At 73.3% G+C, this 21759-nt stretch carries 19 protein-coding genes; 5 read left to right on the top strand and 14 right to left on the bottom strand.

The genetic code is table 11. The features are described 5' to 3' along the window. Nucleotides 1-396: 396 nt before the first annotated feature. Nucleotides 397-2589 carry a discoidin domain-containing protein gene (locus AB0A74_RS38500; RefSeq protein ID WP_358257532.1) on the top strand — a complete coding sequence of 731 codons (2193 nt, stop codon included), beginning with the start codon at nucleotides 397-399 and terminating at the stop codon, nucleotides 2587-2589. Nucleotides 2590-2632: 43 nt separating this feature from the next. On the opposite strand, the gene AB0A74_RS38495 is transcribed toward AB0A74_RS38500, so the two are convergent. After that, nucleotides 2633-2983, bottom strand: coding sequence for a VOC family protein (locus AB0A74_RS38495; protein WP_358257530.1), 351 nt, complete (start codon nucleotides 2981-2983; stop codon nucleotides 2633-2635). Nucleotides 2984-3083: 100 nt separating this feature from the next. Between AB0A74_RS38495 and AB0A74_RS38490 the strand changes: the two genes are divergently transcribed. Continuing rightward, complete coding sequence (locus AB0A74_RS38490) at nucleotides 3084-3875, top strand: AraC family transcriptional regulator (protein WP_358257528.1); 792 nt, start codon at nucleotides 3084-3086, stop codon at nucleotides 3873-3875. Between the two features lie 126 nt (nucleotides 3876-4001). Next, a complete protein-coding gene (locus AB0A74_RS38485) occupies nucleotides 4002-4424 on the top strand; it encodes a nuclear transport factor 2 family protein (RefSeq protein WP_358257527.1) in 423 nt (140 codons plus the stop codon). Here AB0A74_RS38485 and AB0A74_RS38480 read toward each other — a convergent pair whose 3' ends face one another. Together AB0A74_RS38480 and AB0A74_RS38475 are read right to left on the bottom strand one after the other, a co-directional pair. Next, nucleotides 4425-5540, bottom strand: coding sequence for a DUF418 domain-containing protein (locus tag AB0A74_RS38480; protein ID WP_358257525.1), 1116 nt, complete (start codon nucleotides 5538-5540; stop codon nucleotides 4425-4427). A gap of 103 nt (nucleotides 5541-5643) precedes the next feature. Further along, entirely contained in the window at nucleotides 5644-7041 is a 1398-nt protein-coding gene (locus AB0A74_RS38475; RefSeq protein WP_358257523.1) for an MFS transporter, read from the bottom strand. An 83-nt stretch (nucleotides 7042-7124) separates the two neighbouring features. Between AB0A74_RS38475 and AB0A74_RS38470 the strand changes: the two genes are divergently transcribed. Next, complete coding sequence (locus AB0A74_RS38470) at nucleotides 7125-7460, top strand: helix-turn-helix domain-containing protein (RefSeq protein WP_358257522.1); 336 nt, start codon at nucleotides 7125-7127, stop codon at nucleotides 7458-7460. Between the two features lie 40 nt (nucleotides 7461-7500). Here the strand turns inward: AB0A74_RS38470 and AB0A74_RS38465 are convergent, their stop codons facing one another. The 4 genes from AB0A74_RS38465 to AB0A74_RS38450 all read right to left on the bottom strand — a co-directional run bounded on the left by AB0A74_RS38465 (nucleotide 7501) and on the right by AB0A74_RS38450 (nucleotide 12359). Further along, nucleotides 7501-8619, bottom strand: a complete 1119-nt coding sequence (locus tag AB0A74_RS38465; RefSeq protein WP_358257521.1) for a hypothetical protein — start codon at nucleotides 8617-8619, stop codon at nucleotides 7501-7503. A 4-nt stretch (nucleotides 8620-8623) separates the two neighbouring features. Further along, on the bottom strand, nucleotides 8624-9382 hold the full coding sequence (locus AB0A74_RS38460) for a hypothetical protein (RefSeq protein ID WP_358257519.1): 759 nt from the start codon (nucleotides 9380-9382) through the stop codon (nucleotides 8624-8626). Between the two features lie 200 nt (nucleotides 9383-9582). Further along, entirely contained in the window at nucleotides 9583-10983 is a 1401-nt protein-coding gene (locus AB0A74_RS38455; RefSeq protein ID WP_358257517.1) for an FAD-binding oxidoreductase, read from the bottom strand. 131 nt (nucleotides 10984-11114) lie between these two features. Then, complete coding sequence (locus AB0A74_RS38450; RefSeq protein ID WP_358257515.1) at nucleotides 11115-12359, bottom strand: hypothetical protein; 1245 nt, start codon at nucleotides 12357-12359, stop codon at nucleotides 11115-11117. Nucleotides 12360-12376: 17 nt separating this feature from the next. Here AB0A74_RS38450 and AB0A74_RS38445 point away from each other — a divergent pair, with 17 nt between their 5' ends. Next, on the top strand, nucleotides 12377-15343 hold the full coding sequence (locus tag AB0A74_RS38445) for a BTAD domain-containing putative transcriptional regulator (protein WP_358257513.1): 2967 nt from the start codon (nucleotides 12377-12379) through the stop codon (nucleotides 15341-15343). On the opposite strand, the gene AB0A74_RS38440 is transcribed toward AB0A74_RS38445, so the two are convergent. The 7 genes from AB0A74_RS38440 to AB0A74_RS38410 all read right to left on the bottom strand — a co-directional run bounded on the left by AB0A74_RS38440 (nucleotide 15327) and on the right by AB0A74_RS38410 (nucleotide 21612). Next, nucleotides 15327-16100 (bottom strand): Calx-beta domain-containing protein, encoded by a 774-nt coding sequence (locus tag AB0A74_RS38440; RefSeq protein ID WP_358257512.1) that lies wholly within the window; start codon nucleotides 16098-16100, stop codon nucleotides 15327-15329. The two genes, AB0A74_RS38445 and AB0A74_RS38440, sit on opposite strands and share 17 nt — an antisense overlap. A 48-nt stretch (nucleotides 16101-16148) precedes the next feature. Next, nucleotides 16149-17267 carry a hypothetical protein gene (locus tag AB0A74_RS38435; RefSeq protein WP_358257510.1) on the bottom strand — a complete coding sequence of 373 codons (1119 nt, stop codon included), beginning with the start codon at nucleotides 17265-17267 and terminating at the stop codon, nucleotides 16149-16151. Beyond that, nucleotides 17264-17584 carry a hypothetical protein gene (locus AB0A74_RS38430; RefSeq protein ID WP_358257508.1) on the bottom strand — a complete coding sequence of 107 codons (321 nt, stop codon included), beginning with the start codon at nucleotides 17582-17584 and terminating at the stop codon, nucleotides 17264-17266. Before AB0A74_RS38430 ends, AB0A74_RS38435 begins: the two co-directional genes overlap by 4 nt. Beyond that, nucleotides 17581-18363, bottom strand: coding sequence for a hypothetical protein (locus tag AB0A74_RS38425; protein ID WP_358257506.1), 783 nt, complete (start codon nucleotides 18361-18363; stop codon nucleotides 17581-17583). Before AB0A74_RS38425 ends, AB0A74_RS38430 begins: the two co-directional genes overlap by 4 nt. Further along, nucleotides 18360-19379, bottom strand: coding sequence for a hypothetical protein (locus tag AB0A74_RS38420; protein ID WP_358257504.1), 1020 nt, complete (start codon nucleotides 19377-19379; stop codon nucleotides 18360-18362). Before AB0A74_RS38420 ends, AB0A74_RS38425 begins: the two co-directional genes overlap by 4 nt. Nucleotides 19380-19456: 77 nt before the next feature. Beyond that, nucleotides 19457-20098 (bottom strand): response regulator transcription factor, encoded by a 642-nt coding sequence (locus AB0A74_RS38415; protein ID WP_358257503.1) that lies wholly within the window; start codon nucleotides 20096-20098, stop codon nucleotides 19457-19459. Beyond that, entirely contained in the window at nucleotides 20086-21612 is a 1527-nt protein-coding gene (locus AB0A74_RS38410; protein ID WP_358257501.1) for a sensor histidine kinase, read from the bottom strand. The genes AB0A74_RS38415 and AB0A74_RS38410 overlap by 13 nt, the downstream gene beginning before the upstream one ends. Between the last annotated feature and the right edge of the window lie 147 nt (nucleotides 21613-21759).

The raw sequence follows: 21759 nt of genomic DNA, 5'->3' as shown, positions 1-21759 counted from the left end.
TTGGCCCGACCCCGGCAATCTGTGGTAGCCCTTCGGGCAGGTCATACGGTGGGGAACACGAAGGCCCCTTGTGGCTGGGAGCCCAAACCAAAAGCGCCGCTGCGCGGCGAAAAGCGCCGCGCTGCGCGCGAGCGGAAGACGCGTTGCTGTGCGGGAGGGTCGCGCGCGGAGGGTCGCGCGTGGAGCGTCGCGCGGGGGTCGCGTGTTGCCGGCGGGGGGGCGTGGCGCGGTGGGTTTTCCCGGTCCGACCGGGTTTTCCGCTCTCCTACACCCTTTCGTTGACGGTCGTGGAACGTCGGCGTTACGCTCCGAGAGAGCGCTCTCTCACGCCCCCGGTGCCACGGGGGCCATCCTCTCCGGGCTGCTCCCTGCCCCCACACCCAGTCAGGTAGGACCATGCGCTTAACACGTTCCCGGCTGCTCGCTTCCGCGACGGCGACCGCCGTGGTCGCCGTGCTCGGCCCCGCCCTTCCGCTCTCCGCCCACGCCGCCGAGTGCGGCACGACGAACGTCGCGCTCAACCGGCCCGCCACCGCGTCCTCCACCGAGAACGCCGGCACCCCCGCCACCGCCGCCGTCGACGGCAACACCGGCACCCGGTGGTCCAGCGCGTTCGCCGACCCCCAATGGATCCAGGTGGACCTCGGTTCCTCCCACCAGGTCTGCCGCGTGCACCTCAACTGGGAGACCGCCCACAGCCGCGCCTTCCAGGTCCAGGTCTCCGACAACACCACCACCTGGACCACCGTCTACTCCACCACCACCTCCACCGGCGGCGTGCAGAACCTCGACGTCACCGGCACCGGCCGGTACGTGCGCGTCCTCGGCACGGCTCGGGCCACGCAGTGGGGGCACTCGCTCTGGGAGTTCGGCATCAACACCGCGACCGACACACCGACCGTCCCGCCCACCGACCCGCGCAACCCGGACTTCGGGCCCAACGTCCTCGTCTACGGGCCGGAGTCCTCGCAGACCGAGATGCAGAACCGGCTCAACGCCATCTCCACCCAGATGAAGACCAACCAGTTCGGCCCCGAGCGGTACGCGGTGCTGTTCAAGCCGGGCTCCTACAACGCCGACGTCAACCTCCGCTTCTACACCCAGGTCGCCGGGCTCGGCCTGCGCCCCGACGACGTCAACCTCAACGGGCACGTCCGGGTCGAGGCCGACTGGCTGCAGCAGGGCGACAACCCGAACAACCTCGGCAACGCCACCCAGAACTTCTGGCGCGGCGCGGAGAACATGTCCGTCACCGTGCCCGCCGGGCAGATCGAGCGCTGGGCCGTGTCGCAGGCCGCCGCCTACCGGCGGATGCACCTGCGCGGCCAGGTGCAGCTGTGGAACGGTGGTGACGGCTGGGCTTCCGGCGGGCTCATCGTGGACAGCAAGATCGACGGGTACACCGAGTCCGGTTCGCAGCAGCAGTTCCTGACCCGCAACAGCAACCTCGCGGGCGGCTGGGGCGGTTCGGTCTGGAACATGGTGTTCGTCGGCACGCAGGGCGCGCCGCCGCAGCACTTCCCCAACCCCTCGCACACGACGATCGACACCACCCCGGTCGTGCGCGAGAAGCCGTTCCTGTACCTGGCCAACGGCGAGTACCGCGTGTTCGTCCCCGCCCTGCGGCAGAACGCGCGCGGCACGAGCTGGGAGTCCGGCACGCCGGCCGGCACGTCGATCTCGCTCGCGGACTTCTTCATCGTCAAGCCCGGCACCCCGGTCGCCCAGACGAACGCCGCGCTGGCGGCCGGCAAGCACCTGTTGCTCACGCCCGGCGTGCACCGGCTGTCCGACACGATCACCGTCACCCGGCCGAACACGGTCGTGCTGGGTCTCGGCCTCGCGACGCTGTCGCCCGACACCGGCAAGCCGGCGATGACGGTGTCCGATGTGGACGGTGTGAAGCTGGCCGGGTTCCTGGTGGACGCGGGCGTGGTCAACTCCCCCGTGCTGCTCCAGGTCGGCGCGCCCGGCTCGACGGCCAACCACGCCGCCAACCCGATCTCGCTGCACGACGTGTACCTGCGCGTCGGCGGGTCGCAGGCGGGCAAGGCGACGGTGTCGTTGCAGGTCAACAGCAACCACACCATCATCGACCACACGTGGGTGTGGCGCGCGGACCACGGCGCGGGCGTCGGCTGGACGGTCAACACCGCGCAGAACGGCGTCGTCGTCAACGGCAACGACGTCACCGCGTACGGGTTGTTCGTCGAGCACTACCAGCAGCACAACGTGGTGTGGAACGGCAACGGCGGGCGGACGTACTTCTTCCAGAACGAACTGCCCTACGACCCGCCGAACCAGGCCGCGTGGATGAACGGCTCGTCCCCGGGCTGGGCGGCGTACAAGGTCGCGCCGTCGGTGACCACGCACGAGGCCTGGGGCGTCGGCGTGTACTGCTTCAACAACGCCAACCCCTCGGTGGTGACGGCGAACGGGTTCGAGGTGCCGCAGACGCCCGGTGTGCGGTTCCACGACCTGGTGACCGTGTCGCTGGGCGGGGTCGGCACGATCAACAACGTGATCAACGGCGTGGGCGGGGTCGCGAACACCGCCAACCAGGTCCGGTACCTGGTCGGCTACCCGTGATCGGGGGCGGGGGTGCCGCCCGCGCGGCACCCCCGCCGGTCGCTCAGCCCGCGGCCGAGATGCAGAACAGGTGGCCCTCGGGGTCGGCGAGGACGGTCCAGTTCTCCGCGCCCGGCTGGAAGTCCGGCTTGGTCGCGCCGAGGCCGAGCAGCTCGTCGGTGGCGCCGGCGACGTCCGCGACGGTGAAGTCGAGGTGGACGTGCTTGCGGTCGTCCGGCCAACCCGGGCCCTCGTAGCCCTCGACGCGCTGGAAGCCGATCCGGATCGGCCCGCCGTCACCGATGACGACGAAGTCGTCGTCGCTGTAGGTCACGTCCCACCGGGTAGCGACGCGGTAGAACTCGGCGAGCTTGCCGGGGTCCGCGCTGTCCAGGATGACGGTGGCGAGTTTCATCGCTTGGTGCCCTCTCCTCGTGGTCGGGGCACAGCTTCGCCCGTCCGGGTGAGCGCCGTATTGAACATTCTTGTCGCACCCCCGGCGTAGGGTCACGTCCATGCGCACCGCTGTGGACCTCGCCGTCACGGCCGACTTCGCGGTCAGCTCCGTGACGTGCTCGGACCACCACGCGGGCTGGTCGCCGCCGGAGGCGTCGGGCGGCCACCGGATCGTGCTGGTGCGGCGCGGGTCGTTCCGGCGGCGGGCGCGGGACGGCGTGGCGGAGCTGGACGGGACGGCGGGGTACGTGAGCGTGCCCGGCGAGGAGGAGCAGTTCGCGCACCCCGCGGGTGGTGACGTGTGCACGGCGGTGTGGGTGGAGCCGGCGCTGTGGCGGTCGGTGGTCGGCGAGGGTCGGCCGGCGCGGTCGGTGCTGCACGTGGACGCGGCGGTCGAACTGGCCCACCGACGCCTGGTGGCGGGCGGCGGCCCCGCGGACATCGCGTTCGGGATGGCGGAAGCGTTGGTGCGGCTCGTGGCGAGCACCCGGGACCGTCCGCTGCCGGGTGTGCAGGACCGGGCCGCGGTGTCGGCCGCGCGGGCCGCGATCGTCGCCGACCACCCCGACTCGCGCGGCCTGGTGCCGCTGGCCCGGCTGCTCGGCGTGTCCCCCTACCGCCTGAGCCGCGCGTTCAGCCAGGACGTCGGAGTCTCGCTCACCCGCTTCCGCAACCGGGTCCGCGTCGGCCGCGTGATGGCCCGCGTCGAGGAGGGCGAGACCGACCTCGCGGGCCTCGCCGCCGAGCTGGGCTTCGCCGACCAGGCCCACCTCACCCGCACGGTCCGCGGCCTGGTCGGCCACACCCCCACCGCCCTGCGCCGCCTGCTCCGCCCCGACCCGACGACGTGACCCGCGTCGGCCCGAGGTGACCCGCGCCGACCCGACGACGTGACCGGCCCTGGGTTCGCACCGATGCCCGTCGGGCATGGCCGCGGGCATTGGACCGCCGGGACGGGCGCTGGTTCGCTGGCCGGCGTGACCACCGAACACCCCCACGTCGAGCTGATCCGCCGCTTCTACCAGGCCTACGGCGGCGACGACCCGCAAGCGCTCGCGGAGTTCTTCGCCGACGACATCCGGTGGACCATCCCCGGCCACCACCCGCTGTCGGGCACGAAGGTCGGCGCCACCGAGGTGCTCGCCTTCTTCGCCGAGCTGGCCAAGGCGGGCTTCAAGGCCGACCCGGTCTTCCTCGCCGCCGACGGCGACTGGGTCGTGGACCTGCACCGCGGGTGGAGCACCGAGCCCGAGGGCCTGGACATCCTGTGGGCGCTGGCCTTCCGCGTCGAGGACGGCAAGATCGTCGAGGCGGTCAACTTCGCGGCGGACCAGCACGCGGCCGACGCGTACTTCTGGCGGAAGTACCCGCTGGCCCCCGTGCCGGACCGCCTCGCGTGATCAGACCGCGACCGGGCGTCGCTGCGGCGCCCGGTACGCCCAGTTCCACGCCGCCTCGACGGGGCCGCGCGAGAACCGCTTCATCCACCAGCCAGCGCCCAGCACGAGCAGCGCCGACACCACGACCCACGCGCCGACCGTGTACCAGACCCCCAGGTGCCCGAGCCGGCCGGTCAGGTCGAGCCCCCACCGGTAGCACAGCACCGACGCGATGACGTTCTGCGCGATGTAGCAGCTCAACGCCGACCGCCCCACCGACGTGACGCCCCGCCGCAGGAAACCCTCCGGCGCGCGCATCCGGTGCACCAGCATGGTGATCGCGCCGAGCAGACCGAACGACACGATCGGCGCGGACACGTACCGGTCGACGGCGAACCACTCGCCGCCGGCCAGCGTGGTGACCACGTTGAGCGGCAGGCCCAGGCCGAGACCCCAGCCCGCGAGCCGCCGCTGGATGCGCAGGCCGCGTTCGGAGTCCTCCAGCGCGCCCGCCCGCAGCAGCCGCGCCCCGGCCAGGAACAGCACCGTGCTCAGCGGCAGCACGAACACGACCTCGGCGCGGAACACGTCCGCGTACTCGATCCGCGACCGCACCTGCCCGAGCCACGTGGAGGTGTCGATCGGCAGCGACCCGCCCAACGACCCGTCCCCCAGGTGCATCAACCACGTCACCAGCCCGACGAACGCCAGGTGCAGCACCAGCGCTCCGCCGAGCCACGCCCGCACCACCCGGTCGCTGCGCCCGACCACGAACGCCACGACCACGGACACGACGGCGTAGAACATCAGCACGTCGAACTCGAAGATGAGCACGTAGTGCAGCAGGCCCTCGAACAGCAGCAGCGCCGACCGCCACAGGTACCAGCCCGGCCACTTCTGCCCGCGCTTGACCGCCGACGCGTGCTGCACCGCCAGGCCGATTCCGAACAGGATGGACAGCAGCCCCAGGAACTTGCCGTTGCTGACCATCCGCAGCAGCGCCTCGCCCCAGTCGTCGGCGCCGGTGAGGAAGCCACCCGGGCCGGCCGGGTGGGTGAAGATCCAGATGTTCGTGCCGAGCGTCCCCAGGATGGCCACGCCCCGCAGCACGTCCAGGGCCGTGATCCGACCGCCCATGTTCCCCCTCCAGTGGTTTCCGCCCGCCGAAGGTAGGCCGCTCGACGCCGTCGGCGAGTCGGCCGGAGGACCCACGGGAGGTCGCACTTTCGGAGGACCCGGCTCACACCGGTTCGGGCCGGCGCTCCACCGGCGCGGAAGCCCCGCGCGGCAACGCCAACGCCACGACCAGCCCGGCCGCCATGCCGACGGCGGTCAGCAGCACGGCGACGAACCCGCCGTCGGACGCGGGCGCGCCGCTGGAGTTCGCCACGGCGATGAGCACGGCCAGGCCCACGGCGTTGCCCAGGTTCAGGGTCGTGGACGCCAGGCCGGACGCCACCCCCTGCTCGTGCGGTGCGACCCCGGACGCGGCGGCGATCCACATCGCCGTCCACACCACGCCCTGCCCGACCCCGGAGACGACCAGCCCCGGCACCGCCGCGCCGAACGCGCTGCCCGCGGTGAACCCGAACGCCAGCGCCACCGTGCCGACGACCCCGACGCCGAACCCGGCGAGCAGGGTCGTGCGGGTGCCCAGGCGCGTGGTCAGCCGCTCGCCGAGCTGGGTGCCGAGCGCGATCGCCAGCGACGGCACCAGGAACGCCAGTCCCGCCGCCAGCGGCGAGAACCCGTGGACGGTGTGCAGCAGCACGGTCAGGAAGTACGGCAGCGCACCGAAAGTGCCCATGAACAACGCGGTCACGGACACGCCGACCAGCAGGCTTCGGTTGCGCAGCAAGCGGAACGGCATCAACGGGTCCGCGCTGCGCTGTTCGATGAGCACGAAACCCAGCAGCAGCACCACGGCGAGCGCCGCGGCCGTCACGATCTCCGGTGCCGGCCACCCGACTTCGGGCGCCTGCACCAGGACGAACACCAGCAGCGTCGCGCCGCCGGTCACGGTCAGCGCGCCGGGCAGGTCGAACCGGCGGCGCTCCCGCCCGCGCGGGTCGGCGGGGATGACCAGCAGCGCCGCCACGGCCACCGCGCCGGCCAGCGGCACGTTGACGAAGAACACCGCGGGCCAGCCGAAGCTCTCGGTCAGGACCCCGCCGAGCAGCGCGCCGACGGTCAACCCGCTCGCGCCCGCGCCGCCCCACACCGCCAGCGCGCGGTTGCGCCGCGGCCCTTCCTCGAACAGGTTGTTGAGCAGGGACAACGTCGACGGCAGCAGCAACGCGCCGCCGAGCCCCTGCACCGCGCGGGCCACGACGATCACGCCGGGCGTGGTCGCGAGCCCGCCGGCCAGCGAGGAGGCGGCGTAGAGCAGCAGCGCCAGCACGAACACGCGCCGCCGCCCGAGCAGGTCCGCCGCGCGCCCGCCGAGCAGCAGGAACCCGCCCGCGACGACGACGTACGCGCTGACCACCCATTGCTGGGTCTGACCGGTGAAGCCGAGGTCCGCGCCGATGTCGGGCAGCGCGACGAAGACGATGTTGAGGTCCAGCGCGAAGACCAGCTGGGCCAGGGCGAGCAGCGCGAGGCTGAGGCCGGGGCGCTGGGGTGGGGACGGGGACATGCCCCTCCTTCGGTTCGACAGTACGACTATCCACGTACGATCGGATCGTACGACAGGAGTCGTACTGACGTACACTGGGTCGGGTGATCGGCCACCACCCGGAACCGGACCAGATCAAGCTGGAGAACGTCCTCACCGCGCTGGGCCACCCGATGCGGCTGGCGATCGTGCGCGAGCTGGCCGGGGGCGGCGAGCGGGCGTGCGGGACGGTGCTGAGCAAGGAGATCGCGAAGTCCACGCTGACCCACCACTGGCGGGTGCTGCGCGACAGCGGCGTGATCCGCCAACGCCCGTCGGGCCGCGAACACCTGCTGTCCCTGCGCCGGGAAGACCTGGAGTCCCGCTTCCCGGGCTTGCTCGACTCGGTCCTGGCGGGCGTCGAGGCGGACCCGGAAACGGTGGACCGCTACGCCCCCTGAGCTGCTGGGTCGAGCGGCGGCACGTGGTGCGCGGTGGGGGTCAGCGGTGGCGGGCGTGGGCTCGGGCCACCGCGCCCGCGCCGAGGATCAGGATGATCGCCACCAGGCCCCAGCGGCGTTGTTCCTGCACGTTGCGGTTGCCGTCGGAGATCTTCTCGGCCCTGGGCTCCGGCCGGCGCATCGGGTCGCGCGTCGGGTCGGGGCGCTCGGGTGGGTCGGCGGGCGGCGTGGCGGGCGGGACGGTGGGCGCGGTGTCCGGTGGAGCGCCGGGAGGTGGCGGGGCCGGCGGGGTGGTCGTCGTGGGTGGCACCACGGGCGGCACCCGAGGCGGCACCGAAGGCCGGTCCGCGGGCGGGTCCGACGGCGGGGTGGTGGGCGGGGTGGTGGGCGGGGTCGTCGGGGGCACGGTCGGGTCCGGGGGGATCGGGTCCACGATCGGGGGTGTGGCCAGGCAGCTCGTCGCGTCGATGCTCCACCGCGCCCGCCGCGACGTGATCTCCGTGACCGCGCCCGACCCGTCCAGCGCCACCCGGTGCAGCACGCTGCGGCCCTTGTGGTTGTTGCTGGTCACGTACAGCGCGCCGTCCCGCCCCATCACCACCGCGCCGTAGCCGTGCGTGGCGGGCAGTTCACCCGTTCCGGGGACGCGGTCCACGCGTCCGGTACCGGGGTCAATCGCCACGACGTACGCCCGCCCGTACGGGAACGTCGCCACCCCGTACAGCAGCCCGTCCATCGGGTTCAGGTCGAAGTCGTCCACGTTCAACGCGTGCGGCGGCGGCCACAGCCACGCCTCGCGCACCACCCGCAGGTACTTCTCGCTCTTGGGGTCGATGTCCACCCAGAACAGCAGGTGCCCGACCCGCACGACCAGCTTCTCCGCCACCACCGCCCCGGCCGCCGCGTGCCGGAGCACGTGCGGGTGCCCGGTCGAGCGCGCGACCGGCCGCCCGGTGCGGTCCAGCGCCACCACGTCGCCGTCGGCGTCCACCCCGTACACCCGGTCCTGCGGGACGGAGTAGCCGACGGCGTTGACCCGCGTGTCCAACGTCGTGAGGACCTCCGCCCGGCCGGACGGCAGCTCCAGCCGGTACACCGTCGACGGACCGTGGTGGTCCGCTTCGACCTGGAGGGCCACGCAGGCCAGGGCCTCGATCACGGCGTCAGCCGAACCGCTCGACGGCCGCCTGGAACGCGTCCGGCCCCAGCTCGGCCCCACCGCCGTACGGGTTCTGGAGCTGGTAGGTCGCGTACAGCAGCAGCGTGATGGTGGCGGCGAGGGTGGCGACGATGACGACGTGCGTGCGCATCAACGGCCCGCCGAACAGCAGCGGCAGGCCGATCGCGAGGAAGCTGCCGACCACGAGCACGAACCACACCACCGTGCTCACGCCGCCGCCCGCGGTGTCCAACCGGGACTGCCGGGCCTCGTAGACCTGCCACAGCTGGTTGGCCGCCTCGGCCTTGCGGTCCACCTGCCACTCGTCGTCCGCCGGCGCCTCGGCGACGACCTTGCGGATGCGGTCGAGCTGGGACCAGCCGGTGGACTCGAAGTCCACGCCCTCGCGCAGCTTCGGCCACTCCTCGTTGATCACGGTGATGGCGTAGGCGCGGGACAGCGCGCGGACCTCGTCACCGGTCTCCTTGGACAGCGCGTCGGACGCCCAGGTCGCCGCGACCAGCCCGTCGGCCTCCTTGTACGACGACTCGTCCGCCGCGTTCACCGCGTCGAACAGGGCGATCAGCACGAACGCCACCAGGACCGCGTGCAGGCCGCCCACGATCGTGAACACCTGCCCGGCCGCCTCGTTGTTGTCCGGGCGGCCCTGGTCCTCGCCGTACTTGCGGATCAGGAAGGCGAGCACGGCGGCGATCACGGCCGCGCCGCCGACCCACAGCAGACCCGCGGCGTAAACGTCCATGCGGTCCTCTCACTACCGGGTTGAATTCCACAGATGTGTGAATTCGTCGCACCCGCAAGGTAGTGAGCGGACCTGCACGACAACAAGCTCGTTCATCCGTGTGCGGGAAAAGGGTAAACGGACGTGTGAATTTCGCCTGCCGTACGCGAGGGTAATTCGGGGTTGCTCCGCGCGGTTGCGGTGCCGCGCCCCTCCTCGGGCTACTCCGTTGCTCCGACGGTGTCCGCGCTGCGGCGACGCTCGGTGGCCGGGAGGACGTTGTGCCACCGGTCGAACACGTTGTCCGGGTCGAATTCCGCTTTCACCGCCGCGAGCCGCGCGTGGTTGGCCGCACCGAATCCCGCGACGACGCGGTCCGCGCCTTCGTCGCCGATGAAGTTCAGGTACGTGGCACCCGTGCTCCACGGTGCCAGGTCGGCGCGCAGCCCGCGCGCCCAGCGCCGGGCGCGGTCGTCGTCGGCCGGGTCCTCCCACAGCCCGAACGGGTGCACCACCCAGGGGACGTCGCGGTTGGCCATCGGCCACTCCGTCCCGCGCGCCACGGCCCCGCCCCACGGCAGCAACGCCTGCTGCGACGGCGACGGGCACGGCATGTGGTCCGCGCCCGCGCAGAACCGCCGCACCGCCTCGTCCGGCAGCGTCGCCAGGTACTCGGCGGACCAGTGGTTGCGGTAGCCGGGCGGGTCGTCGAGGCTGCACTGGAAGTCCGCGTACGGGATGTCGGTGACCAGGGCGGTGTCCGGCGCGAGGTCGAGCAGGGGCGCGGCGACGGACCGCAGCTCCTCGGCGGGGCCGGTCCAGGTGACCAGGACGCCGCAGCACAGCCGACCGACCAGATCGGGCGGCACGAACTCCTCCGGCGGCCCGGTCAGGTACAGCAGGCCGCCGCCCATCTCCTCGGGCGCGTCGGCGCAGAAGTCGCGGTACCGCACGGCCATCTCCTCGCCGTGCGACGCCGGCCGCAGCACCAGCGCGAAGGAGAACTCGGGCAGCGGGTGCAGGCGGAAGGTGAACGAGGTGGCCACGCCGAAGTTGCCGCCACCGCCGTGCAACGCCCAGAACAGCTCGGGCCGCTCGGTCTCGCTCGCCGTGACCGCGCGGCCGTCGGCCAGGACCAGGTCCACCGACAGCAGGTTGTCGCAGGCCAGGCCGAACCGGCGTTCCAGCCACCCGGAGCCGCCGCCGAGGGTGAGCCCGCCGACGCCGGTGGTGGACACCCGGCCGCCCGTGGTGGCCACGCCGTGCGCCTGGCACGCCCGGTCCACCGCGGCCCACGTGGCGCCGCCGCCGACCACCGCCGTGCGGCCGTCCGGGGAGACGGCCACGGCGTTCATCCGGCGCAGGTCGAGCACCAGCCCGTCCTCGACCAGGGACGCGCCGGCGACGCTGTGCCCGCCGCTCCGGACCGCCACCGGCAGCCCTTGCGCGCGGGCGAAAGCGAGCGCTTCTCCCACGTCCGTGGGGTTGAGGCACTGGGCGATGACCGCGGGCGTGGTCTCGATGGCGCTGTTGAACACCGCGCGGGCGGCTTCGAAACCCTCGTCCCGCCGGGTGAGCACCGCACCGCCGAACCGGCCGCGCAGCGCAGCGACGTCCGTCATGGCCGACCTCCTCGTCGAAGCCCCCAGCGTGGAACCCCAGGGTGGACCCGGACGCCGGAAACCGCGCGGGCTGGTCAGGGGGCCGTAAGACCCCACCACCGACCGTGCCCGCGCGGCTCCGGACCGCGTCGCTACGAGTTGACCTGCCAGTGCACGTTCACCTTGTACTGGCCGCCGTGCCCGGTGAACCACATCGACGTGCTGGGCAGCCGGTGGTTGGTCCAGCCCAGGTGGGCGGGGTTGTTGAACAGGAACTCGTACCGGTGGGGCAGCTGCACGTGCGCGGTGCGGGCCTCGAACAGGTCGTCCTGGAACAGCTCCAGCAGCCAGTCCACGAACACGCCGACCAGCCAGCCGACGAGCTGCCCGAGCGCCTCGGCGATGGCCGCGCCCACGTACGGGGTGAGCACGGTGGCGACGACGTGGGCGATGACCTGGGTGACCTTGTCCTTGACCTTGGCCCACGCGGCCTGCACGGCGGCGGCGAACCCGCTGCCGTCCTGCTCGGCCATCATCACCACGGCCAGGAAGCTGCGCGGCCACGACCCGCTCGCGGTCAGGTCGAAGGAGGTGAACAGGCGACCCGGGTCGGCGTAGGTCTTGGCCTTGCCGTCGTAGAAGCCGTCGCCGACGAACCACTCGGACACCTTCTTGGTGGTGCCCAGGTGGTCCACGCGCAGGCCGCCGGCCACGATCTCGTCGTCGCCGGGCCACTCGGGGTTGGTCTCGTCCACGCACTTGACCCGCTCGACCCGAAAGTCCAGCGAGGTCAGCTTGGGCAGCTTGCTCAGGTCCAGCTTGAGCTCGAACGCCCGGCGCTGCGCGTCCTGCTCGGCCGCCTTCTCCTCCGCCTCCAACTGGGACGCGCGTTCCAGCAGGGACTTCTTCAGCGCGTCGGCGTCGAAGCGGACGCCGGAGAACGCCCCGTCGAAGCCGACCTTGCGGAACTCGTCGAGGGTCAGCAGGCCGTGCCGGCCGAACTGGGCGGTGCGGGTGGCGACGTCGGCGTTGACGACGGTGTGCGCGGACTTGACGATCCGCTCCAGCCGGTCGGCGGGCAGCGTGCGCAGGCCGGTCTGGAGGTCGTGCTCGACCGTGCCCTCCGCGTACGGGTGGGCCAGGTCGGCGGCGACGGCGGCGTAGGAGTAGCGCAGGGCGTGGTTGGCGTCCTCCGCGATGGCGTAGACCTGCGGGTTGTCGCGCAACGAGCCCGGTCCGGGCGTCGGCGGCAGGTTGTCGGGGTCCTGGACGACGACCGGCCGCGGCTCCTCGGCGACCGCCTGGAGGGGCACGGTGGTCACGGCGGAGGCCAGGACGAGCAGCGGAACGGCGTAACGGCGGAGGCCCGGCAGGCGAGTGCGGGGGTGTGTGGTCATCGCGGAGCCCTTCTGTCGTGGCGGGTGACGGGAAGAGGTCTACGGACGGCGGGTTGTCACCCGGCTGCGCGCCGGTTGTGGCGCGGTTCGGCGTGCTCGGACCGGTGGGGGCGGAGGGCCCGGCGGGTCCGGCGGCGCTGACCGGGGCGCGGCAGCGGGCCGTGCTGGGGGTGCTCGCCCTGCACGCCGGGCAGGTGTTGCCGTTCACGCGGCTGGTGGACGTGCTGTGGGGCGAGGACCCGCCGCGCACGGCGGTCAAGACGCTGCACAGCCACGTGGCGCGGATCCGGCAGGCGTTGGCCGCGTCCGGGTTGCCGGACGTGCTGCGCACCCGTGAGCCGGGCTACCTGCTGGACGCGTCGGTGGAGGTGGACGCGCACCGGTTCGAGGAGCTGCTCGCGGCGGGGCGGCGGGAGCGTCGCGCCGACAAGTTGCGGGCGGCGCTGGCGCTGTGGCGCGGGGACGCGTTCGCCGACGTCCCGCTGACCGGGTGGGGCGAGCGCGAGGTCGAGCGCCTGCACGGCCTGCGCCAGACGGCCGTCGAGGAGCTGTGGGAGCACGCCGTCCGCGACGGCGAGCACGAGGCCGCGGTGGTGGAGCTGCCCCGGCTGCTCGCGGACAACCCGCTCAACGAGCGGCTGACCCGGCTGCACATGCTGGCCCTGTACCGCTGCGGCCGGCACACCGACGCCCTGGACTCCTTCCAGCGCCTGCGGGAGCGGCTGGCCGACGAGTTCGGCGTGGACCCCGGCCCCGAGGTGGTGGAGCTGCACACCGCGATCCTGCGCCGGGACACCGACCTGGACCCGGCCGCGGCGAGCGCGCCCGCGCAGCTGCCCGCGACCGTCGGCCACTTCACCGGCCGCGCGGACGTGCTGGCCGAGCTGGACGCGGCGGACGTGCCGGTGGTGGTCGTGTCCGGTCCGGCGGGCATGGGCAAGACGTCGCTGGCGGTGGAGTGGGCGCACCGCGTGGCGCACCGGTTCCCCGGCGGCCGGCTGTTCCTGGACCTGCGCGGCCACGACCCGGAGCGCGCGTTGACCGGCGCGCAGGCGTTGGCCCACGTGCTGCGGGCGCTGGACGTGCCGGAGGACCGCATCCCGGCCGACGAGGGGGAGCGGGCCGCGCTCTACCGGACGCTGCTGCACGGCAGGCGGTGCCTGGTGGTGCTGGACGACGCGGGCCGGGCGGAGGACGTGCTGCCGCTGGTGCCGGGCGGGTCGAGCCTGCTGGTGGTCACCAGCCGCCGGTCGCTGGCGGCGCTCGCGGCCCGGCACGCCATCCACACCGCGGCCCTCGACTCGCTGACCGCCGAGGACTCGAAAACCCTGCTGCTCAAGGTGGTGGGCCGCCGGCGCGTGGACGCCGAACCGGACGCCACCGCCGAACTCGCCCGGCTGTGCGGCGGGATGCCGCTGGCCCTGCGGATCGCGGCGGCGAAGCTGCTCGGCACGCCCACCCGGCCGATCGCCACGCTGGTCGCCGAACTGCGCGCCGCCCGCCTGGACCACCTGGCCGTGGACGGCGACTCCCGGACCGTGGAGACGGTGCTCGCCAGCGCCTGCGCCCCGTTGGACGCCACGTCGGCGCGCCTGTTCCGCCGGTCGGGCATCGCCCCGGGACCGACGTTCAGCACCGCCCTGGCCGCCGCGCTGTCCGATGTGGACACCACGGACCTGGACCGGCTCACCGCCGCGCACCTGGTGACGGAGGTGGGCCCGGACCGGTTCCGCTTCCACGACCTGGTCGGCGAGTACGCCCGCAAACGCCTGGCCGACGACGACGAACCGGAGGTCGCCGCCCGCCTGCTGGACTGGTACCTGTTCGTGGCGCACGAGGCCAACGAGCTGGTCAACCCGGACCGCGACCTGGTGAAGCCGACCCTGCGGTTCCCGCCGCCGAGAGCGCCGTTCGCCCCCGACCGCCGCGAGGCGCTGGCGTTCCTGGAGGCCGAGCGCGACAACCTGCTGCCGGTCGTGCGGTTCGCCCGCGACCGCGACCCGACCGCCGCCTGGCAGCTCACCTACCTGTTGACCAGCTTCGCCGAGGCCACCGGCCACTGGCACGACCGGGTGGAGCTGTGCCGGGTGGCGGTCGAGGCGGCGGCCGGCGACCCGCGGGCGGAGGCGGAGATGTGGCGGGCGTTGGGGGTCGCGCACTTCATGACCCGGCGGCTCGACGCGGCGATCGAGGCCAACCACCGGGCGCTGACCGCCGTCCGCGCCACGGGCGACCTGGCCGGCGAAGGCCACGTGCACAACAACCTCGCCAACGCCCACGCCGAACTGCGCCGCTTCGACGACGCGGTCGCCGCGCACCACCGGGCGATCGACTGCTGCACGCGGGCCGGCAGCCGGCTGGGCGCCGCGCTGTCCCGGCGCAACCTGGGGCACACCCACATCCGGATGGGCCGCCCGGAAGCGGCTCTCGCGCCGCTGCGGTCCGCCCTGGCCGCGTTCCGCGAGCTGGGCAACGCACGACTGGAGGCCGGGACCTTGGACACCCTGGGCGAGGCGCACCTGGCGCTGGACGACACCGAGGCCGCCCTGCGCGACCTCGACCAGGCCCTGCGCCTGAGCCGCGACATCGGCGACCGGTGGCTGGAGTGGGAGGTGCTGGTGGACATCGGCCGCGCCCACCTGGACCGCGACCACCACGGCGTGCCGTTCTTCGCGCAGGCGCTGGAGATCAGCCGCGAGGTGGACGACCGCCACGGCGTCGCCACCGTGCTGGACCTGCTGGGCCGCGCCCACCTGCGGGCCGGGGACCTCGCGGCGGCGGAGGACGCGCTGACCCTGGCGGGCGTCGAGCGGTCCCGCGTGCCCGACGCGTTCGAGGAGGCGAACCTGGAGCGCGACCTGGGCGACCTGGCCCGGCGCCGCGACCGCCCGGCCGACGCGCGCGACCACTGGGACCGGGCGATCCGGCTCTACCAGCGGGTCGGCGCGACGGCCGAGGCGGCGGAGGTCAGGGCGCGGGCCTGATCGCGATCTGCTCGACGCCGTCGCCGATGGCGCCGGCGGTGGTGGCGAACACCTCCAGCACGAAGGCCTCCTCACCCTCGACCGCGTCGTCCGGCAGGACCTGCACCGCCACGGTCGCGGTGGTGGCGCCCTTCGGCACGGTCAGCTTGAGGTCCTTGGCCGGCACGTAGTCGATCCCCGCCACCGCCGTCAGGTCCAGCGTCCGGTACCGCACGGCGAACCCGGCGCGGGCCGGCGTGGACAGGGTCAGCGGGATCTGGCACGTCTCCGGCACCCAGCAGATCTTCCCGCCGTCCACGACGGAGATCACCAGCGGCGGCGCGGCCTTGCCGTCGTCGTCCAGCAACGTGGTCGTCGCGGCCCCGATGAACGCGCCACGCAGCGTGTAGAGGGCCAGGGAGAACGACTCGTCGTCCTCCGCGCCGCCGTCGCCGAGCACGGGCACCGACACGACCGTGCCGACGCCGCCGCCGGGTTGCCAGGTGCCCTCGACGTGACCGAAGTCCTGGCCGACGGTGGCCGTGCCGCTGTGCGTGCGATACACGACCGCGCCGCTGGTCGTGCACCCCTCGGGCACCGACGCCGTGAGCCGGAACGCGGCCGTCCCGGTCCCGCCGCCCTCGTACTGCTCGGCTTGCACCGCCGCGACGGCGAACTTGGTGGGGGTGCAGGTCTCGGCGTGCGCGGCGGTCACCGGGACGACGGCGCCGAGCGCCACCGCCAGCACGAGCGCCGCGCGCCTCATCGTGAACGTCATGTCCGCAGTTCTACGGCGACCCGGTTGTGGTTCGGTTGTGGCGACGCCTTAACCGGCGAACAGCAGGGCGAGCCCGCCCGCCGTGTACCCGACCATCAGCAGCAGCAGGGGGACCTGCCCGGTCAGGTGCCGTTCGGCGGGCAGCAGCGCCAGCGACCGGTCGTGCGCCGACACCACCGCCACCAGGTGCCCCGCCAGCACCGCGCCGATCTGCACGGACGCGACGACCACCGGCGCCACCAGCGCCTCGCTCGGCGTGAACCCCTCCACGCCCAGCAGCAACGCCACCGCCCGTTGCCCTTCCACCACCAGCAGCGAGAAGTAGTGCGCCACCACGTACCCGGCCACGATCGGGACCAGCGAGTGCGCCAGCTCCGCCCCGAACGCCCGGCAGGCGACCAGGTAGCTCCCGGCGACCACGAGGACGGCCGCGACCAGCCCGACCCAGTCCGGCACCACGGCCAACCGCGCCCAGGACGGGGTGGACCCGATGCTGTCGAAGGCGGTGGACCCCAGGCACACGCTCACCACCGCCACCAGGCCCGGCTTGACCGGCGTGGCCGCCAGCGCCCGGAACGGGTTGCCGCGCAACGGGGACAGCCGCCCCAGCAACGACGAGTACACCTCGAACCCGTCCGCGTGCTCGAACCAGGCGGCCCCGAACACCAGCCCGCCCACGACGCCGACCAGCGCGTACCCCGCGAGGAACCAGCCCAACGCCCCGGGCTCGACCAGCTCGACCCACGTGAACACCAGCAGCCCGCCGGCCGCCGGCCAGTACCCCAACCACGCCGGGTACGCGCGCCCCCGCGACACCCGGACCACCAGCCGCAACGGGTTGACCGCCCGCCACACCGGCCCGAACGCCATCGACAGCACCGCGACCCCGACCCAGCCCAGCACGAACACCAGGTGCGGCCAGGCCCGGGCCGGGACGAAGACCACCCCGACCGCCACCGCCACCCGCAGCGGCCACCACCGGTCCCCCGGCGCGACCCGCCCGATGCTGGTCTGGGATCGGGACTGGGGCCGGAAGCGGGGCTTGGTCCACAACACCCCCAACCCCAGGAAGGAGGCCAACAACGCCACCGCCGCCCCTTGCAGCACCAGGTCGAGCGGCAGCGGCAGGTCGTGCCGGTCCCCCACCCCGTGGGCGAGGACCGTCACCGCACCACCAACTGGGCCAGCAGGGTGTCGGGGTGGGCCTCGACCTCGAACGTGCCCGTCCGGTCGGCGACGAACTCCAGCGACGCGGGCTTGCCCTCCTCGGCGACCGCGAGGACGTCGAACCCGTGCACGTGGACCTCGGCCGACGACCGGCTCGTCACGGTGATCTCGACCGACTGCCCCCGCACGACCTCCACCCGTTGCGGCGACGGCTCGTCCACCGAAAGCCGCAACACCACCGGCTCCCTCGGCGCCTCCGCCGGCGCGGAAGAACACCCGGCCACCAACGCCAACACGACCAGCAGAACCCGAATCACCGAGCCAGTTCCTTCCGCATCCCCGAAAACCCACCCACGGCCAACGCCGCTCCCCCGCCCAACGTCAGCGCCACCAGCAGACGGTCGAGCAGGGCCGGTCCGGCGAACGGCAGCTGCGCGAAGCGGAAGCTGTCGAAGTCCGGGATGCCGGCCACCACGACCATCGCCCCCACCACCGCCGCCACGAAGGACGCCGCCGGCTTCCGCCGCGCCGCCGCCACCACGGCCACCACCGCCAACGGCCAGCACACGACCCCGACCCCGGCGGCCCCCAGGAACAGCGGCACGAACGAACCACCCGTCACGGCCAGCGTCGAGCCCACGGCGTGCACGACATGCGCCGCCGCGACCACGACCACACCGGCCGCCAACGCCAGTCGCGACTTCCCCAGCAAGACGCCCGCGAGTCCCAACCCGACCACGAGCGCGAGCCACAACCACACGTTGGGCGGCGGGTAGGACTCCACGACCCCCTTCACCACCGACCCCTCGACCGGCACCTCCCACTGCGCCCGCAGGGTCCGCTCGTCCCGGAACCGCTTGGTTTCCCCCGGCCCCACAACGACATCGCCCACGGTCAGCGCCCGCGCGGTCCCGTTGCCGATCTCCAACTGCGACCCGTGGTTGACCATGCGGGCCGACACGCCGTCGAGGGGAGGTTCGATCCCGACCACCCGGCTGAGCTGGTTCTGCGGTGCCAACCCGCCGGCGTGGGCGTGGGCGGGCGAGGGGAAGCCCGCCATCAGCACCACCACGACCAGCCACACCAACGTCCTCATGAACGCCGCGTGGGCACGAGCACCACGGCGAGCAGCAGCCCGTGCAGGGCGGCGACGATCGGCGCGCCGGTCCACATCTCGGTGACGCTGGGCATCCGCCCCGCGGACACCCCGGCGACCGCGAAGTACAGCGCCCACGTCACCAGGGGCACCGCGAACGCGAAGACCCGGTACTCGCGCAACCGCTCCTCGGACGGCCGCAGCTTCCACAGCAACACGTCCGCCACGATCCCGGACACCACGAACGCCGCCGCGATCTCCAGGTTCTCGTAGTTCGCGACCGCGGTGCTCAACAGCATCACCACGACCTGCAACAGGGTCGCGGTGCCCACCGGCACGCGGAACCGCCGCACCGCCAACAGCAACGGCGCGAGCAGCACCAGGTTCGTTACGGTGATCGAGGCCGCCAACCGCGTCGCCCCGCCCGACCCGCCGGCCCCCTTCTCGAAGCTGAACGCCCGGATGATCCCTTCGGGCCCGTACACCGTCGCGTCCGCGTACTGGGCGAACAACAACACCAGGGCCGTGGCGAACGACAGCGCCAGCCCGGCGGGCAGGAACCGGAGGAACGACGGGCTGCCGCCGTCCGCCCAGGCCGTCCGCAACGGCGTGGTCAGGATGACGATCATCGACGTGATCAGGCCGAGGTGGGTGGGGCTGAACAGGATGTCGATGCCCTGCTCGATGCCGATGAACGTGTGCCACAGGTAGTCGCCGAAACCGCACACGGCGAACACCGGCAACGCCAGCACGGCCGGCCCGTACCCCTCGGGCACGGCCGCGAGCCCCCGCCGCCCGGCCTGGACGTTGCGCCACACCTGCCACAGGATCCAGGCGCCGGTGGCGGCGAAACCGGAGTAGAACACGGCGTGCCACGGGGTGAAGAACGTCTCCAGCTCGGGCACGTTCGAGTGCGCCCAGGCGTCGAGGAACAACCCCAGTGAGAACCAGGTGCCCAACAGCACGGTGACCAGATCCGTGCGATAAGAAGCCCTAACCCGCCCCTGCTGCAACATGATCACCAGCCTGGCGAGGGTGCACCCGCGCGACCACCCGGCCACCCCCACCGCGTGGTGCGGCTAGCCGCACCCCCTCAGCCGTTGAGGTAGCGCAGCACCGCCAGCACGCGCCGGTGGTCGTGCGGGCTCGCCGACAGGTCCAGCTTGGCGAAGATGCTGGTGCAGTGCTTCTCCACGGTCCGTTCGGCGATGAACAGCCGCTCGGCGATGGCCTGGTTGGTCCGGCCCTCGGCCATCAGCGCCAGCACGGCCCGTTCGCGGTCGGTCAGCCGGTCGTCCCGGTCGCCGCGCCGCCGGGTCAGCATCTGGGCCACCACCTGCGGGTCGAACCCCGACCCGCCGCCGCCCACCCGCCGGATCACCGCCGCGAACTCGGCGAGGTCGGACACCCGGTCCTTGAGCAGGTAGCCGACGCCGTCCGCGCCCGCGTCGAGCAGCTCGGCCGCGTAGCTGACCCGCACGTACTGCGACAGCACCAGCACGCCCACCCCGGGGTGGCGCCGGCGCAACAGCACCGCCGCGCGCAGCCCCTCGTCGGTGTGGGTGGGCGGCATGCGGATGTCCACGATGGCCACGTCGGGCAGGTGCCTGCCCACCGCGGCGACCAACGACTCCGCGTCCTCCACCGCCGCCACCACGTCGAAGCCGGCCTCGGCGAGCAGCCGCGCCAAGCCCTCCCGCAGCAACGTCGAGTCCTCGGCGATCACGACCCGCACGGCAGCACCACCCGCACGCTCGTCCCCGCCCCCACCGGACTGACGACCTCCATCGTCCCCCCGACCGCTTCCACCCGCTCCGCCAACCCGCGCAACCCGGACCCCTCCAGGGCCGAAGCCCCACCACACCCGTCGTCGTCCACCCGGACCACCAGCTCCCCGGCCCGGGACACGATCCTGACACGCACCACCGCGGCCTCGGCGTGCTTGCTGACGTTCGCCAGCGCCTCGGCCACCACGTAGTAGGCCGTCGTCTCCACGACCGCCGGCAGCGGGGAGTCCACCGCGTAGTCGAGGTCCACCTCCACCGCGCCCAACGCGGTCAGCTCCCGGACCGCCCCGCGCAGCCCGCGTTCGGCCAGCAGGGGCGGGTAGACCCCGTGGCACACCGCGCGCACGTCCTCGATGGTCGCGAGCACCGCGGCCTTGGCCTCGCCGACCAGCTCGCGCGCGCCGTTGACCTCGGCCAGCCCCAACGTCATCGCGACCGACAGCAACCGCTGCTGCACCCCGTCGTGCAGGTCGCGCTCCAGCCGGCGGCGCTCGGTGTCCGCCGCCAGCACCAGCTTCCCGCGCGACTCGGCCAACTGCCGCACCCGCGCCCGCAGCTCCGCCGTCAGCCGCTCGTTCTCCAGCGCCAGCCCGACCGCCGCGCAGGCCGCGTCCACCAGCTCCAGGTCGAGCCCGGGATCGTGCAGCAACACGGCGACCGGCTCGCCGCCGACGTCCACCCGCGTGTGCGTCACGCCCTCGCCGCCGACGACCACGGCCCCGGACGCGTCCACGTACTGCTGCTGGGCCGCCATCCAGTACCCGACCCGGAGGCCGGGGTCCTTGAGGGAGGCGGCCAACGCCTCCTGCACACCGCCGCCCCGCCCGCCACCGAGCCGGACGACCAGGTCGGCCACCCCACCCCGGTCCATCCGCCGCCGCACCAGCCCGCCCACGTACGCGGCGGGGACGCCCACCAGCGCCAGCATCAACGTCACCACCGGCGGGTCGAACCCGGACCGCTCCATCGGGTCCCACGCCGCGTAGACGACGACGGCGACGCTCGACGCGCCCAACATCGAGGTCAACGTCCGCCGCTGCGCCAGGCTGCTGTTGCGCCACCGGTGCACCTGGAGCCCGAGCACCGCGACCCCGAAGAGGACGGTCAGGGGCGTCTCGGCCTCCACGAGAACCTTCGCCCACGCCGCGCACGACGACCGGATGGCGGCGCACAACGCCACCGTGAACCCGTAGGCGGCTCCCACCACCAGCCGCCGGGGGACCGTCCGCAGCCGGCCGGTGGGGAAGGCGGTGACGAGGTGGGCGAGCAGGGCGGGCCACACCTTGGAGAGCACGAAGAGCCCGAAGAACGCCTCGCGGGGGACGACGTAGTCGAGCACCCAGGCGAACCCGACGAGCACCATCAGGACGCCAACCCGATTCCGCGGCTGCACCCGCCGCCCCACCACCCCGGCCACCACGTAGGCCAACCCGACGGCGGCAATCGCCCACGCGAGCAGCATTGCCCCACGCTACAAGCCACCGCGGCACCGACCGCACGCCCGCCGGCCGGGTTGGGGCGGGCAGAGCTGCGGTGGGCGGCGCGATTGTGGCCGGCCGGGCGGCGGCGGGCCGGGCAGCGGCGGTGGGCCGGGCGGCGGCGGGCGGGG

It is taken from the genome of Saccharothrix sp. NPDC042600 (assembly GCF_040647305.1).
In the GTDB taxonomy this organism is placed as follows: Bacteria; Actinomycetota; Actinomycetes; order Mycobacteriales; family Pseudonocardiaceae; genus Actinosynnema; species Actinosynnema mutabilis.
The sequence above is the reverse complement of the archived record's forward strand: the minus strand, read 5'-3'. Positions and strand labels throughout refer to the sequence as shown.

Excerpts from the sequence above, each read along its gene's own strand:
- AB0A74_RS38500 (WP_358257532.1), top strand. The coding sequence starts at position 397 with ATGCGCTTAACACGTTCCCGGCTGCTCGCTTCCGCGACGGCGACCGCC.
- AB0A74_RS38495 (WP_358257530.1), bottom strand. The coding sequence starts at position 2,983 with ATGAAACTCGCCACCGTCATCCTGGACAGCGCGGACCCCGGCAAGCTC.
- AB0A74_RS38490 (WP_358257528.1), top strand. The coding sequence starts at position 3,084 with ATGCGCACCGCTGTGGACCTCGCCGTCACGGCCGACTTCGCGGTCAGC.
- AB0A74_RS38480 (WP_358257525.1), bottom strand. The coding sequence starts at position 5,540 with ATGGGCGGTCGGATCACGGCCCTGGACGTGCTGCGGGGCGTGGCCATC.
- AB0A74_RS38475 (WP_358257523.1), bottom strand. The coding sequence starts at position 7,041 with ATGTCCCCGTCCCCACCCCAGCGCCCCGGCCTCAGCCTCGCGCTGCTC.
- AB0A74_RS38460 (WP_358257519.1), bottom strand. The coding sequence starts at position 9,382 with ATGGACGTTTACGCCGCGGGTCTGCTGTGGGTCGGCGGCGCGGCCGTG.
- AB0A74_RS38455 (WP_358257517.1), bottom strand. The coding sequence starts at position 10,983 with ATGACGGACGTCGCTGCGCTGCGCGGCCGGTTCGGCGGTGCGGTGCTC.
- AB0A74_RS38450 (WP_358257515.1), bottom strand. The coding sequence starts at position 12,359 with ATGACCACACACCCCCGCACTCGCCTGCCGGGCCTCCGCCGTTACGCC.
- AB0A74_RS38440 (WP_358257512.1), bottom strand. The coding sequence starts at position 16,100 with ATGACGTTCACGATGAGGCGCGCGGCGCTCGTGCTGGCGGTGGCGCTC.
- AB0A74_RS38425 (WP_358257506.1), bottom strand. The coding sequence starts at position 18,363 with ATGAGGACGTTGGTGTGGCTGGTCGTGGTGGTGCTGATGGCGGGCTTC.
- AB0A74_RS38420 (WP_358257504.1), bottom strand. The coding sequence starts at position 19,379 with ATGTTGCAGCAGGGGCGGGTTAGGGCTTCTTATCGCACGGATCTGGTC.
- AB0A74_RS38410 (WP_358257501.1), bottom strand. The coding sequence starts at position 21,612 with ATGCTGCTCGCGTGGGCGATTGCCGCCGTCGGGTTGGCCTACGTGGTG.